Here is a 13483-nt window from a genome sequence, read left to right on the forward strand (position 1 = left end):
GCGAGCCTATTGCAAGCACCACGACCGACGATCGTCCGCAGCGCACCGCGCAGGGCCGCTCAGTCCGTCGCCGCACCCGTCAGCCGCTGCTCGCAGATCGCGGTGTCGTCGTCCTCGCGCGGGTAGGTCAGCGCCGCGAACCGCCCCTCGGGGTCGAGGCGTGTCAGGAGCGACGCCGCGATGCCGTCGAGCTGCGCGACCTGCTCGTCGGAGAGCGCGTCGATGACCACCCGGCGGGCGGTGCGGACGTGGTCCGGAGCGGCGTCGACGATGGTGGCGTAGCCGGCGTCGGTCAGCCGGACGTCGGTGGCCCGGCGGTCGGAGGTCGACGGGCACCGGGTGACGAGCCCGCGCTTCTCGAGCCGGGACACCACGTGCGACAGCCGCGGCAACGAGGCGTTCGTGGCCGAGGCGAGCGCGGACATCCGCAGGGTCCTGGTGTCGGTCTCGGAGAGCATCGCGATGACCATGTAGTCGAAGTGCGTCAGGTCGGCGTCACGCTGGAGCTGCTGGTCGAGCGCCGCCGGCAGGAGTTCCATGACCGCGACGAGCTTCATCCACGCGCGCAGCTGCTCGCGGGTGAGCCACGGGGTCTCCTCGGTCATGGCCTGATCATACCGAAAGGTTGTCCCTTTAACCAGTGCTGCGTACCGCGGACGAACCGGCCGAACCAGACGGCCCACCTGCGCGACGCGACCGCAGCACCCCGACCACGAGCACGACCACCACGACGACGACGAGCGCCCCCTCGACGAGCAGCAGCCGCGTGCCGTAGTCGAACGGCAGCACAGTGGGGTTCTTCTGCCCGTGGTCCTTGGCCGCGATCTCCGGCAGCACCACCAGGGCGAGCACGCTGCCGAGCACGATCGCCGCCTGCACGACGACGAGCACCCAGGCCCGCAACGAGCGTCCGGCCCGACGCAGCAACAGCCCGGCACCGACCACGAACGGCGACAGGATCGCGTCGTGCAGCACCACCGCCGCGAGCAGCCACACCCCGAGCCCGCCGATGCGCTTCGGCGTGACGGACGTCACGAGCACGTACGCCCCGAACGCGATGACCAGCACACCGATCACCACGAGCACGATCCGCGCGGCCTTCACCGGAGCACCTCGATCTTCTCGATCCACTTGGTCTGCAGCACACCGGGCCGCCCCGGAGCGATGATCCGCGCCGGGAACCCGTGGTCCAGGTCGAGTGTCGCGCCGTTCAGTTCGAGGGCGACGAGCGTCGTCGGGTCCTCGGCGTACTCCGGCCCCATGTCCATGATCCGGTAGCCGCCGTGCCGTTCCAGGCTCGTCACCCGCACGTGCGATCCCTGCGGCGCCTGCACGGCGTCGAGCAGGTCGCGCATCCGCACGCCCTTCCAGGTACCCATCTGGCTCCAGCCCTCGACGCACGAGATCGGCAGGTCGACCTGCGCGGTGCCGAGCGCCACGAGTTCCGCCCGGACGAAGGTCCGGCTCACGTCGTGGCCGACGACGGTGAGCGTCCAGTCGGCTGCGGTCGCGCTGGCGAGCACGCCGGCGGCACGCGCGGTGCGGTTGACCGGCAGGCCGTTCGCGCCGATGCCACGCCCACGGGCGCCGAAGACGTTGAACGGCTCCGCGAGTTTCGAGGACTGCCCCGCCGTGAGCGCGACGACCCCCACGGTCGCCGCCGTCACACCGGCGAAGAACCCGCGTCGGGCGATGCGCTGGCGTCGTCCGGTGGCTGCTTCCGGCGTCGGCCGGGAGGCCCGGTCCGGCTCCGGCACGTCGGCCGTCGGCTGGGCGGGACTCGGCTCCTCGGACACCTCGCGGGTCTCCGGGGCCGTTTCCGGTCCGGTGGGACGGGACTCGGCGCCGCCGGCGGCGTCGACGCCGTCGACGCCATCGATCCAGCGGAACACGCGGCCCAACAGGCCGGGGGCGGTGGACCCGGCGGTCTCGGCGACCGCAGCGCTCGGGGCGGACGCACCACGATCCTCCAGGCCCGGTGGGAGCAGCTCACTGCCGGACGCGGGGTCCGCGATGAACCGGCCGTGCACGTCGTAGGAGTCGCGCTTCCGCCAGTAGCGGGCGATGACCCGCAGCTTGGCCGCGATGTGGATGGCCAGCGAGCCGATGATCACGTACGCCATCGCGTTGTGCACCTGGCGGAACGGGAACGGCCACGGGTACCACTGGTACGTGTTGAGCAGGCCGGTGACGACCTGGATGATCGACGCGGACACGAGCACCGCGATCGACAGCCGCTCGAGCAGGTGCAGCACGCCGCGCACCGGCGGTACCTGCACCAGGGCGGGCATCACGGTGTTGAGCTTGGCGAGCAGCAGCGGGATGATCGCGATCCCGGTCGTGATGTGCAGGCCCTGCGTGAACTGGTACAGCTGCGTCGGCCGTGTCGGGAACCGCATCCAGCCGAGCGGTTCCTGCAGCAGGTGGCTGTAGATCCCGGTACCGAAGCAGATCAGGAACGCGATGCCGAGCAGGCGTCCGAGCACCACCGCCGAGCGGGCGTTGCGGTTGGGGGACGCCAGAGCTGCTCGTCCGTCGTGCAGCAGACGCTGGACGCCGGATAGCCTCGACGCACCATGAGCGACCGACTGCGTGCCCTCCGACCGTCCCTGGCCGACGGCACCGCCGCGCGGATCGGCACCGTGCTGGCCGTCGTCGGAGTGCTGGCCCTGTCGGGCGTCATCGCCGTCGGCGTCACGCATCTGGGGTTCCTCCGATCGGGCCATCGTTCTGCATTCGTTGCGTGGACGCTGATCGCTTGGACCGTCTTCGTCATCGCCGTGCTCGCGGTGCGCTTCGTGCCCGTCCGGTGGATGACCACCATGGTCATCGGCGGAGCGGTGGTGATCGGCATCGCTGCCCTGGTCGGCCCGCCGAACACGAGCACCGACTCCGCTCGGTACGCGTGGGACGGCATCGTCCAGCATGCCGGTGTCTCACCGTACGCGCACACCCCCCAATCCGCGGCACTGTCCGGTCTGCGACCCGACTGGTTGTTCCCCGACAAGGTGGACGGCACGTGCGACCCGCTGAAGCCCCGGTTCCGCGGACTCGGCGACGGCGCCGACGGACACTGCACCGCGATCAACCGGCCGGACGTCACGACGATCTACCCGCCGATGGCGCAGCTGTGGTTCGCGGCGGTGCGGTTCTTCGTGCCGGCGACGGCGCAGTACCTGCCGTTCCAGGTCGCCGGCCTGCTCGTGTCGCTCGGCGTGACCATCGGGCTCGTCGTGGTGCTCCGCCGGATCGGCCGTCCGACCTGGTGGGCGGCGCTCTGGGCCTGGTCGCCGCTCGTCGCGTCCGAGGCGGTCACCAATTCGCACGTCGACGTCGTCGGCGCCGCACTCGCCACGGCCGGTGTCGTGCTCGTCGCGTTCGGCCGGCCGATCTGGGGCGGGATCGCACTCGGGGCCGCGACCGCGACGAAGCTCATCCCGGCGATCGTGTACCCACCGTTGCTCGGCCGCGGGCGGGCGTGGTGGGCGATCCCGATCGGCATCGCGGTGTTCGGGCTGCTCTACGTGCCGTACGTGCTGACGACCGGACTCGACGTGCTCGGGTACCTGCCCGGCTACCTGAACGAGGAGGGCTACGAGGACGGCTCCCGCTTCGCGCTGGTGTCGCTCGTGGTCAAGGGCGACGCCGGGACCCTGGCGGTCGGGCTCCTGGTCCTGCTGGCGGCGTTCGTCGCGTGGCGGTTGTCGGACCCGGCGCGCCCCTGGTCCGGCGAGGTCCTGATGATCGGCGTGACGTTCCTCGCCGTGACCCCGCGCTACCCCTGGTACGCGCTGCTGCTCATCCCGTTCGTGGTGCTGTCCGGGCGGTGGGAGTGGTTGTCGATCGGTCTGGCCATCGCGCTGCGCGGGGTGTGGCCGTCGGCGGACGCCTACCGGTGGTGGCTGCTCGCGGCCGTGGCGGTCATCGTGGTCGTCACGCTGCTGCGGACGAGCCGGTCGGACTGGCGCCGGTGGTGGGAGCGGCTGACGTTCCGACGCGTGGAGCACGTACGCTGACGACCATGGCACCCGCGACCCTGCTCGGCACGACCGGCTCCGTGGACCCGGCTCCCACCGGGCTCGTCGACCGCTTCGGGCGTCGCGCCGTCGACCTTCGGGTGTCGCTCACCGAGCGCTGCAACCTGCGCTGCACGTACTGCATGCCCGCGGCAGGGCTGCCGTTCGCCCCCGACGAAGCCCTGATGACGGCGACCGAGATCGAGCGGCTGGTCCGGATCGGCTCGGCGCGGTTCGGTGTCCGCAAGGTCCGGTTCACCGGCGGCGAGCCGATGCTGCGGCACGACCTGGTCGACGTGATCGCCCGGTGCGCCGCACTGCCCGACGCCCCGGAGCTGTCGCTCACCACGAACGCGATCGGCCTGGCCCACCGCGCCCAGGGCCTGTACGACGCCGGACTGCGACGCGTGAACGTGTCGCTCGACACCGTCGACCCCGACGTCTTCACCACCGTGACCCGACGCCCGTTCCTCGACAAGGTCATCGCCGGGCTGTCGGCCGTGCACGACGCCGGGCTCGACATCAAGGTGAACGCGGTGCTGCTGCGCGGGATCAACGACGAGGCCGCCCCGGAGCTCCTCCGCTGGTGCCTGGAGCGTGGCTACGAGCTGCGGTTCATCGAGCAGATGCCGCTCGACCCCGACCACGCCTGGGACCGCACCGAGATGATCACCGCGGCCGAGACCCGCGCGCTGCTGGCGACGTCGTTCGTGCTCACGCCGGACGACGCCCCGCGCGACGGCGCCCCGGCCGAGCGGTACCGCGTGCACGATGCCGTCACCGGCGAACCGCTCGGCACCGTCGGGATCATCGCGAGCATCACCGAGTCGTTCTGCGCCGACTGCACCCGCACCCGGCTCACGGCCGACGGCCACGTGCGCAGCTGCCTGTTCTCCGACGAGGAGACCGACGTGCTCGGGCCGATGCGCTCCGGGGCAGACGACGACCAGGTCGCCGAGCTGTGGCGGCTCGCGATGTGGGCGAAGCCCCGCGACCACGGTGACGACAGCGACGAGCTCGTGCACCCGACCCGCGGCATGAGCGCGATCGGCGGCTGAGCCATGACCACGATCCGGTTCTTCGCCGCGGCCCGGGCTGCCGTGGGTGTCGACTCGCTGACCACGTCGGGCGCCACCATCGACGCGGCCCTCGGAGCGATCGACACGGCTGCCGTGGCAGACCCTGCGCGCTGGAGTGCGTTGCAGGAGCGCTGCTCGTACCTGGTCGACGGTGTGACCACGCGCGACCGGGCGACCTCGCTGTCGGGCGTGGAGGTCGTCGACGTCATGCCGCCCTTCGCCGGGGGCTGAGTTCGGCGGCTGAGCGGCGCGCCCGTTCCTTCCCAGAACACCCGCGATGCCTGGTGCTTCCGGGCATACCTGGTGCGAACTTCCGACCAGGAACGCCCGATTCGACCAGGTACGCCCGCCCCGCGCCCGCCCCGCCCGCGCCCTACGGCGAGACGGACAGCACGATGAACGCGGCGAAGATCACCAGGTGCACCCCACCCTGCAGTCGCGTCGCACGACCGGGCAGCACCGTGAGCACCGCCGCGACGATCGTCAACGCGAGCAACACGATCTGCGACGGCCCGAGCCCGAGCAGCAGGGTCCCCGGCATGAACAGCGACGCGACCGCGATCGACGGGATCGTCAGCCCGATCGACGCCATCGCGGACCCCATCGCCAGGTTCAGGCTCGTCTGGATCCGGTTCCGTGCGGCGGCCTTCGACGCCGCGATGCCCTCCGGCAGCAGGATGAGCAGCGCGATCACGACACCGACGAACGACGGCGGGAACCCGACGGCGGCGACCCCGGCCTCGATCGCGGGCGACTCCACCTTGGCGAGTCCGACCACGGCGACGAGCGCGACGACGAGCAACCCGAGCGACACCATCGTGGTGCGGCCGGACGGGCGTGCGGCGTGGGCGTCCTCGGACTCGACGAGCACCCCGCCGGCACGGTTGACCGGCAGGAAGAAGTCGCGGTGCGCCACGGTCTGCGTGACGACGAACAACCCGTAGAGCACGAGTGACGCGATGGCGACGAACACCAGCTGCGTGCCGGTGAAGGACGCGTCGTCGGTGCCGGTGGTGAACGTCGGCAGCACCAGGGTCAGCACGGCGAGCGCGGCCACCGTCATGGTCGCGGCGCTCGCACCCTCCTGGTTGAAGCGCACGGTGTTGTGCCGCAGGGTCCCGATCAGGATCGCGAGGCCGACGAGCCCGTTCATCGTGATCATCACCGCCGAGAACACGGTGTCGCGCGCCAGGGTCTCGGCCTGCGCACCGCCGGAGCTCGACAGCGAGATGATGAGCGCGACCTCGATGATCGTCACGGCGACGGCCAGCACGAGCGACCCGAACGGTTCCCCGACCCGGTGTGCAACGACCTCGGCGTGGTGGACGGCCGCGAGCACCGTGACCGCGAGCACGACGGCGACGACGACCACCACGGCGGTGCCGAGTCCGTAGCGGCCGTACGAGAACGCGAGCACGACGGCCGCCAGGATCGGCGTGGCCACGGGCCACACCTTGGGGAACCAGGAGGTCATCGGACCATTGTCTCAACCGCGGGGCGCGTACACCGCCACCTCGGCCGCGGGGACGTCGATGCACACCGCGTCGCCGGGGACGATGCCGAGCGCGGTCAGCCGGGCGAGCGTCAGGTCCGCCACCAGGTCGCCGGCGCGGACGCGGACCAGTCCGTCGCGCGGCTCGAGCGACGAGACGGTGCGCGCGGCTCCGGCGCCGTCCCGCGTCAGCACGGCGGCCGTCGGGTGGAAGGCGGCCAGGGCGGGCCGGCCGGGAGGCACGGCGTGCGTCCCCGACGCCAGCGCACCCCCGCCGTCGATCGCGATCCCACCCCCGGTGGCGGTCCCGCGCACCAGCGCGAGCCCGGAGAACGTCGCGGCGAACGCGCTGGTCGGACGGCCGAGCACGGCCGCGGGGGTGCCCTGCTCGACGACCCGGCCGCCCTGGAGCACGACGACGCGGTCGGCCAGGGCGACGACCTCGACCGGGTCGTGCGTGACGAGCACGGCGGGCCGGCCGGCGACCGCGGTCCGGAGCGCTGCGCGGACCTCGTCCTGCGAGCCGACGTCGAGCGCCGAGGTCGGTTCGTCGAGCAGCAGCACCGCGGGGTCGGTGGCGAGCGCGCGGGCGATCGCGACGCGCTGCGCCTGACCGCCGGAGAGCGTCCGGGGGTCGCGGGCGGCCAGGTCGGCGACCCCGACGGCGTCGAGCGCATCGCGGGCACGCTCCCGGGCGGCGGCGCGACCGGCTCCGGCGGCACGGGGTCCGAAGGCGACGTTCCCGACGACGTCGAGGAACGGGAACAGGTCGGACCGCTGTGCGACGAGCCCGGTCCGGCGGCGGTGTGCGGGGACGGTGTGCCGTGGGTCCGACACGCGGACGCCGTCGAGTTCGATCCGGCCGGCGTCGATCGGCAGCAGTCCGGCCAGGGCCTCGAGCACCGTGGACTTGCCGGCACCGTTCGGCCCGATGACCGCCACGCACTCCCCCGCGCGGACCTCGATCGTGACGTCGACGTCCCGCGACCCGACGACGACGTGCGCCCGGACGGCCACGGTTTCCGCGCCCGTCACGCCAGTGCTCCGCGGGTGCGGATCGACGACGCCCCGATGACCACGACGGCGACCACCACGAGCACGACGGCCAGGGCCACCGCGGTGTCCGGGTCGACCTCGCGCTGCAGGTAGACCTCGAGCGGCAGGGTCCGGGTGACCCCCTGCAGGCTGCCGGCGAAGGTCAGGGTCGCCCCGAACTCGCCGAGTGCCCGGGCGAAGCAGAGCACGAGCCCGGACACGATCCCCGGCAGGACCCGCGGCGTCGTGACGGTCAGGAAGGTCCGGGTCGGCCCGGCGCCCAGGGTCGCGGCGACCCGCTCGTACCGGTCGCCCTCGACACGGAGCGCCCCCTCGACCGAGGACACCAGGAACGGCATCGCGACGAAGGTCTGGGCGATGACCACCGCGGTCGTGGTGAACGCGATGTGCAGCCCGTGGTCGTCGAGGAACGCTCCGACCACCCCGAGCCGACCGAAGGCCGCGAGCAGCGCGAGGCCACCGACCACCGGCGGCAGCACGAGCGGCAGGAGCACGACCGCCCGTGCGACACCGACCCAGCGTGAGCGTGACCGCGCGAACAGCACGGCGAGCGGGTACCCGAGGACGAACGCGACCCCGGTGGCCGCGAGCGCCGTGCCGAGGCTGAGCCCGAGCGCGGTCAGCGACGCGGTGGAGGTCACGAGCCCGACGAACGACGACCAGTCCACCCGACCGAGCATCGCGAGCACCGGCACGACGACGAACAGTCCGCCGAGCACCGCGGGCAGCGGGAGCCACCACGCGACCGGCGGCCGTCCGTCAGCGCGCGGCGCCACGGGTCAGGGCTTCCCGAAGCCCGCGGCGGACAGCACGCGCTGCCCGTCGGCGGAGCGGACGTACTCCGCGAACGCCTTCGCGAGCTCCGGGTCAGCGGACTGCTGGAGCACGCCGATCGGGTACGTGTTGACGGCGTCCCCGGACTCGTCGAAGGGCACACCGTCGACCTTGCCGTCCGCGCCGCGCACGTCGGTCACGTAGACCAGTCCGGCGTCGGCCTGCCCGGACTCCACCTTGCCGAGGACGTCGGTGACGGACTGCTCCTCGCTGACCGGGCGCAGGTCGACATCGGCGGCTCGCTCGACCTTCGCGGCCGCGGTACCGCACGGCACGGGGGCGGCGCACGTGACGAGTTGCACGCCCGGGGCGCGCAGGTCGTCGAGCCCCGAGATGCCCTTCGGGTTGCCGGGTGCGACCGCGATCTCGAGCGTGTTCGTGGCGAAGTCCTGCGGCGATCCGCTCGCCAGGTCGTCCGACGACAGCTTCGCCATGTTCGCCTCGTCCGCCGACGCGAACACGTCGGCGGGAGCGCCGTTCTGGATCTGGCTCACGAGGTCACTCGACCCGGCGAACGAGAACCGGATCGAGGCGCCGGGGTGCGCCTGCTCGTACTCCTTGCCCAGGGTCGTGAAGGTCTGCTGGAGCGACGCCGCGGCGAAGACGGTGATCGAGCCGGTCGGTCCCTCGGTCCCGGAGCCCGACGGCGTCGACGCGCCCGGGCCCGTGTCTGCAGCGGTGCAGGCGGCGAGCCCGGTCGAGACGGCGACCGCGAGGGCCAGTGCGGCGGCGGACCGGAGGCGACGACGACTCATCGCTCGTCCTCGTGTCGGGTGGGCGCCTCGACCGCGACCATCGTGGCCTTCACGGACGCCACCGCGACGGACCCGATCTCGAGCCCCAGGTCGCGGACGGCCTCGGCGCTCATCAGGGACACCACCCGGTGCGGGCCGCACTGCAGTTCGACCTGCGCCATCACGGTGTCGACGACCAGGTCGGTGACGATCCCGACGAAGCGGTTGCGGGCCGAGCTCGTCACCGCCGCTGCCGGGTCGGTCAGCTCGGAGCTGCGTTCCCGGGCGTACGCAGCGACCTCGCGCCCGTCGACCACCGCCCGCCCCGCGTCGTCCGTGGCACGGGTGAAGGTGCCGCCGTCGACGAGCCGACGCACGGTGTCGTCACTGATCCCGAGGAAGGCCGCAGCGTCCCGTACCCGCATTTGCGTCATGATCCACCGATCCTAGCCGCGGATGCGGCGACCGGGCAGTGCTGGTGACCGGGCTGGGTCAGGACCGGTGCTCGATCGCCACGGGCAGCCCCTCGCGACGCCAGGCCTCGAACCCGCCGTCGAGCACCGCCACGCGCCTCCCGGCCGGCTGTCTGGCCGCCCACGCGTCCGCACGGGGTCCGCGTGCGCAGTAGACGACGACCTCGTCCCCGCCGGTGTCGTCGGTGACGGCACCGGCGACCACGCCGGCCGCGCGTTCCTCGGCGGTCCGGACGTCGACGACGACCAGCGGGTCCGCCGGGTCCGCCACCCGGGCGGCCAGGGCGGACGGCGCGATGCGCGGCGGCGCGGCGGCGGCCGCGGGTGCCGGGCGACGCGAGGCGGGGCCGCGACGGACGGGGCTCTCGGTCCAGCGCCAGCGGCGGGCGTCGACGGTCAGGACGCGGCCGAGCAGGGGGTCGCCGGTGCCGGTGACCAGCGCGAGGACCTGCCCGGCCATCACCGCGCCGACCGCACCGCACAGGGCGGGGACGACCCCGTCGAGGGCGCACGACCCCTCGTCCGGCAGGGCGTCGGGGTGCAGGTCGTGGAAGTCGACACCGTCTCGTCCGGCGTCGCGGAAGACGCTGACCTGCCCGTCGTGGCCGAGCACGGTGCCCCACACGAAGGGCACACCAGCCGCGGCGCAGGCGTCCGAGACGGCGCGGGTGACCACGACCGAGTCGGCGGCGTCGACCACGACGTCGTGCCCGGCGACCAGGTCCGGCGTGAACGACCCGACCACCGCGACCGCGTCGAGTTCCGGGTCGACGGCGACGGCCCGGGCGACCGCGACCTGCGCCTTCGGCGAGCCGACGTCGGCCGCCGCGAAGAGCGTCTGCCTGGCCAGGTTCGAGGCGTCGACGACGTCCGGGTCGACGACCGTGAGCCGACCGATCCCGGCGAGGTACGCGACCACCGGTGCCCCGAGCCCGCCGGCCCCGACGACGAGGATGCGCGATGTGGCCAGGCGTCGCAGCCCGGTCGTCCCGACGTCGGCGAGCGCCGCGGTGCGCGAACCGAGCTGCGCCCGCCCCGGGGACAGCGCGGAGACAGGGGCGACGAGGGGTTCCATCCCGTCATTCTGGCCCGTCGCAACGAACTCGTGCATGTGAGAGTTCAGCGCCCGGACGCGGCGGATCCCCAGAGCAGATCGGTACGGTCGCGGGCGTGAGTTCCCCGCGTACCGGCACCGTCCCGATCCGACGCACGACGTCGGCTTCGTCGGTGCGCGCACGCGCCTGGGCGCTCGTCGTCGCCGCTGTCCGGGCCCTCGCACGGACGCCCGAGATCACCGTCGGCGCGCTCGGTGTCGTCGTCGTGGCCGCCTTCGCCTGGGTGCCGTCGGTCTGGTACGACGAGGCCGCGACCGTCGCAAGCGCACAGCGGAGCTGGCCGGCGCTCTGGGCCGAGCTGCAGAACGTCGACGCGGTGCACGGTCTGTACTACGCGGTGATGCACGTGTGGTTCACCCTGGTCGGGTACTCCCCCTTCACCCTGCGGTTCCCGAGCGCACTCGCCATCGGGGTGTCGGCCGGACTCGTCGTCGCCCTGGGCCGGCGGCTGGGCGGCGTCCGCCTGGGCGTCGTCTCCGGCATCGTGTTCCTGCTGCTGCCCCGCGTCGCCTGGGCCGGCGGCGAAGGACGCCCGTACGCCACCGTCACGACCTTCGCCGTCGCGCTGACCCTGGTCGGCATCACCGCGGTCCGACGCAGCCGGTCCGGGCACCACGCGACCCGGTGGTGGGTCGTCTACGGGCTGCTCGCCGTGCTGGCCGTGCTGTTCAACGTGTACCTGGCCCTGGCCGTCGTCGCGCACGGGGTCGTGCTGCTCTGGACGGCCGTCGCCGACCGTGCCGCGCGGCGCGACGCCGTGCTGTCCGAGCGCACCGGTCCGGTGCCGGCGCCGATGGTGGACCGCGCGGCGTTCGTCCGCTGGGGCGTCGCCGCCGTCGGGGCCGCGCTCGTGGTGTCACCGTTCATCGTCCTGGCGGCCGGGCAGGCCAAGCAGGTCGGCTGGATCACCGGCGTCGGCTGGGCGACGGTGCGACAGGTCGTCGCGACCGCCTGGTTCGGGGCCGTGTGGCCGTACGCGGCGCTCGGGTGGGTCCTGATGGGCGTCGCCGTCGTGCTCGCCGTCCGCGCGTCCCGGGGCCCCGCCCCCGCGGCCCGCGAAGCGCTGCGCATGCAGGCGGTCCGCGTCGCAGTCCCGCTGACGATCCTGCCCACCGCGCTGCTGGTCGGCGCGACCGCGGCCGGCGAGCACCTGTACACGCCGAAGTACGCCAGCCTGAGCCTGCCGTTCGTCGCGCTGCTCATCGGCCTGGCGATCACCGCGATCCGTCCCCGCCGGTGGGTGGCGCTCGCGGTCGTCGGCATGCTGCTGGTGTCGGCGCCGACGAGCACGACCGTCCGCCTGCCCCACGCCAAGCAGGACTCGCACTGGGCGAACGCGGCGGCGATCATCGATCGTGAGCGGGACTGGCGCACGGACCAGGAAGAGGGCGTCGTCTTCGGCAGCGTCTGGGGGCACCCGACCACCACCACGCAGGTCATCGCCGACACCTACCCCGACGCGTTCACCGGCATGCGGGACCTCGCCGTCACGGAGACCGGCGCCGCACGCGGGCAGCTCTGGGACGTCAACGGCGACGTCGCGGAGACGGTACCCGCGCGGCTCTCCGGCATCGACACCGTGTGGTTCGTCGGCGGCAAGTCACGGAACATCCGGCCGCAGGTCACCGAGACGCTCGTGGCCGAGGGGTTCCACGTCGTGCGCTACTGGCACACCGGCACGGTCATCCTCTGGAAGTACAGCCGCTGACGGTGGGACGCCGACCGTCGGCCGACCGGGTCGAGCGTCGGGTCAGTGCACCACGCGTGCGCCGTGCACCGGGCCGGTGGCACGGAGTGCGACGAGGCCGGCGGCGCTGAGCTCGACCTGCAGTTCGAGCGCGGCGTCACGGTCACCGACCAGGAACGCCACGGTCGGTCCGCTGCCGGACACCAGGCCGGCCAGGGCACCGGACTTCTCACCGAGCTCCAGCGTCGCCGCGAGCCGGGGCTGCAGGCGCATGGCCGGTGCCTGCAGGTCGTTGTGCACGCAGTCGGCGAGCAGGTCGGGGTCGCCCGCGCGCAGGGCCTGCAGCACGTTGGCCTCGACCACGGGGTGCGACGGCGCCGGGGAGATGTCGGCGCGGTACCGCTCCCGGTGCTCGTCGAGCGCACGGTAGACGGCGGGGGTGCTCAGCCCGTCGTCGCTCAGGGCGAGGACCCAGTGGAACTCGCCCTTGGCCAGCGCCGGGCTCAGCTCGTCACCGCGACCGGTGCCCACGGCGGTGCCGCCGGCGAACGCGAACGGCACGTCGGCGCCGAGCTGTGCGGCGAGCCGGAGCAGCTCCTCGCGACCGAGCGCGGTGCCCCAGAGCGTGTCGACGGCGAGCAGGGTCGCCGCGGCGTCCGCGGAGCCACCGCCCATGCCGCCGGCGACCGGCACCTGCTTGTCGATGGTCAGCCGCACCCCACCGCGGTGTCCGGCCGCGTCGGCCACGAGCCGGGCCGCACGGATCGCCAGGTTCGACTCGTCGACCGGCACGGCACGCGTGTCGATCGGGCCGGTGAAGGTGACCGAGAAGTCGTCGGCGGCCTCGGCGGTGACGTCCTCGTACAGGGACACGGCCTGGTACGCCGTGGCGACGTCGTGGTAGCCGTCGTCCTGCAGCGCCCCGACGGACAGGAACACGTTGATCTTGCCGGGGGCGCGCGTCCGCACGCGGGTCGGGGCGGCCAACGTGGTCATG

Annotated in this window: 14 protein-coding genes; 4 read left to right on the forward strand and 10 right to left on the reverse strand. The window is 73.2% G+C overall.

The features are described from left to right. Positions 1–59 precede the first annotated feature (59 nt). Genes ACL00U_RS13430 through ACL00U_RS13440 form a run of 3 tightly spaced genes read right to left on the reverse strand, consistent with a single transcriptional unit; the run spans position 60 to position 2489 of the window. A complete protein-coding gene (locus tag ACL00U_RS13430) occupies positions 60–605 on the reverse strand; it encodes a MarR family winged helix-turn-helix transcriptional regulator (protein ID WP_042540579.1) in 546 nt (181 codons plus the stop codon). A gap of 28 nt (positions 606–633) precedes the next feature. After that, positions 634–1104, reverse strand: a complete 471-nt coding sequence (locus tag ACL00U_RS13435) for a hypothetical protein (RefSeq protein ID WP_017888292.1) — start codon at positions 1102–1104, stop codon at positions 634–636. Then, positions 1101–2489 (reverse strand): molybdopterin-dependent oxidoreductase, encoded by a 1389-nt coding sequence (locus tag ACL00U_RS13440; RefSeq protein ID WP_071250652.1) that lies wholly within the window; start codon positions 2487–2489, stop codon positions 1101–1103. Before ACL00U_RS13440 ends, ACL00U_RS13435 begins: the two co-directional genes overlap by 4 nt. Positions 2490–2576: 87 nt before the next feature. Between ACL00U_RS13440 and ACL00U_RS13445 the strand changes: the two genes are divergently transcribed. The 3 genes from ACL00U_RS13445 to ACL00U_RS13455 are packed head-to-tail and all read left to right on the forward strand — an operon-like array spanning position 2577 to position 5326. Next, positions 2577–4016: a glycosyltransferase 87 family protein gene (locus ACL00U_RS13445; protein ID WP_071250655.1), complete on the forward strand. Its 1440-nt coding sequence runs from the start codon at positions 2577–2579 to the stop codon at positions 4014–4016. Between the two features lie 5 nt (positions 4017–4021). Further along, complete coding sequence (moaA, locus tag ACL00U_RS13450) at positions 4022–5074, forward strand: GTP 3',8-cyclase MoaA (protein WP_412873492.1); 1053 nt, start codon at positions 4022–4024, stop codon at positions 5072–5074. Between the two features lie 3 nt (positions 5075–5077). After that, the gene (locus ACL00U_RS13455; protein WP_042540574.1) at positions 5078–5326 is read left to right on the forward strand and encodes a MoaD/ThiS family protein; all 249 of its coding nucleotides are present in this window, start codon (positions 5078–5080) and stop codon (positions 5324–5326) included. Positions 5327–5468: 142 nt separating this feature from the next. Here ACL00U_RS13455 and ACL00U_RS13460 read toward each other — a convergent pair whose 3' ends face one another. From ACL00U_RS13460 to ACL00U_RS13485, 6 genes are read right to left on the reverse strand one after another with little or no spacing between them, the layout of a single operon-like run. Beyond that, positions 5469–6569, reverse strand: a complete 1101-nt coding sequence (locus ACL00U_RS13460) for a calcium:proton antiporter (protein ID WP_017888287.1) — start codon at positions 6567–6569, stop codon at positions 5469–5471. A gap of 12 nt (positions 6570–6581) precedes the next feature. Then, positions 6582–7622: an ABC transporter ATP-binding protein gene (locus ACL00U_RS13465; RefSeq protein ID WP_263136671.1), complete on the reverse strand. Its 1041-nt coding sequence runs from the start codon at positions 7620–7622 to the stop codon at positions 6582–6584. Beyond that, on the reverse strand, positions 7619–8419 hold the full coding sequence (locus ACL00U_RS13470; protein WP_056070218.1) for an ABC transporter permease: 801 nt from the start codon (positions 8417–8419) through the stop codon (positions 7619–7621). Before ACL00U_RS13470 ends, ACL00U_RS13465 begins: the two co-directional genes overlap by 4 nt. A gap of 3 nt (positions 8420–8422) precedes the next feature. After that, a complete protein-coding gene (modA, locus tag ACL00U_RS13475; protein WP_262117947.1) occupies positions 8423–9232 on the reverse strand; it encodes a molybdate ABC transporter substrate-binding protein in 810 nt (269 codons plus the stop codon). Further along, positions 9229–9645, reverse strand: a complete 417-nt coding sequence (locus ACL00U_RS13480) for a TOBE domain-containing protein (RefSeq protein ID WP_259552937.1) — start codon at positions 9643–9645, stop codon at positions 9229–9231. Before ACL00U_RS13480 ends, modA begins: the two co-directional genes overlap by 4 nt. Positions 9646–9703: 58 nt before the next feature. Beyond that, on the reverse strand, positions 9704–10759 hold the full coding sequence (locus tag ACL00U_RS13485; protein ID WP_259552938.1) for a ThiF family adenylyltransferase: 1056 nt from the start codon (positions 10757–10759) through the stop codon (positions 9704–9706). Between the two features lie 95 nt (positions 10760–10854). Here ACL00U_RS13485 and ACL00U_RS13490 point away from each other — a divergent pair, with 95 nt between their 5' ends. Beyond that, positions 10855–12507: a glycosyltransferase family 39 protein gene (locus ACL00U_RS13490; protein WP_259552939.1), complete on the forward strand. Its 1653-nt coding sequence runs from the start codon at positions 10855–10857 to the stop codon at positions 12505–12507. Positions 12508–12549: 42 nt separating this feature from the next. Here the strand turns inward: ACL00U_RS13490 and ACL00U_RS13495 are convergent, their stop codons facing one another. After that, a complete protein-coding gene (locus ACL00U_RS13495; protein WP_042540561.1) occupies positions 12550–13482 on the reverse strand; it encodes a 4-(cytidine 5'-diphospho)-2-C-methyl-D-erythritol kinase in 933 nt (310 codons plus the stop codon). Position 13483 lies beyond the last annotated feature (1 nt).

Source organism: Curtobacterium poinsettiae, from assembly GCF_047226435.1.
GTDB classification, from domain to species: Bacteria; Actinomycetota; Actinomycetes; order Actinomycetales; family Microbacteriaceae; genus Curtobacterium; species Curtobacterium poinsettiae.

Excerpts from the sequence above, each read along its gene's own strand:
- ACL00U_RS13430 (WP_042540579.1), bottom strand. The coding sequence starts at position 605 with ATGACCGAGGAGACCCCGTGGCTCACCCGCGAGCAGCTGCGCGCGTGG.
- ACL00U_RS13445 (WP_071250655.1), top strand. The coding sequence starts at position 2,577 with ATGAGCGACCGACTGCGTGCCCTCCGACCGTCCCTGGCCGACGGCACC.
- moaA (WP_412873492.1), top strand. The coding sequence starts at position 4,022 with ATGGCACCCGCGACCCTGCTCGGCACGACCGGCTCCGTGGACCCGGCT.
- ACL00U_RS13455 (WP_042540574.1), top strand. The coding sequence starts at position 5,078 with ATGACCACGATCCGGTTCTTCGCCGCGGCCCGGGCTGCCGTGGGTGTC.
- ACL00U_RS13460 (WP_017888287.1), bottom strand. The coding sequence starts at position 6,569 with ATGACCTCCTGGTTCCCCAAGGTGTGGCCCGTGGCCACGCCGATCCTG.
- modA (WP_262117947.1), bottom strand. The coding sequence starts at position 9,232 with ATGAGTCGTCGTCGCCTCCGGTCCGCCGCCGCACTGGCCCTCGCGGTC.
- ACL00U_RS13480 (WP_259552937.1), bottom strand. The coding sequence starts at position 9,645 with ATGACGCAAATGCGGGTACGGGACGCTGCGGCCTTCCTCGGGATCAGT.
- ACL00U_RS13485 (WP_259552938.1), bottom strand. The coding sequence starts at position 10,759 with ATGGAACCCCTCGTCGCCCCTGTCTCCGCGCTGTCCCCGGGGCGGGCG.
- ACL00U_RS13495 (WP_042540561.1), bottom strand. The coding sequence starts at position 13,482 with ATGACCACGTTGGCCGCCCCGACCCGCGTGCGGACGCGCGCCCCCGGC.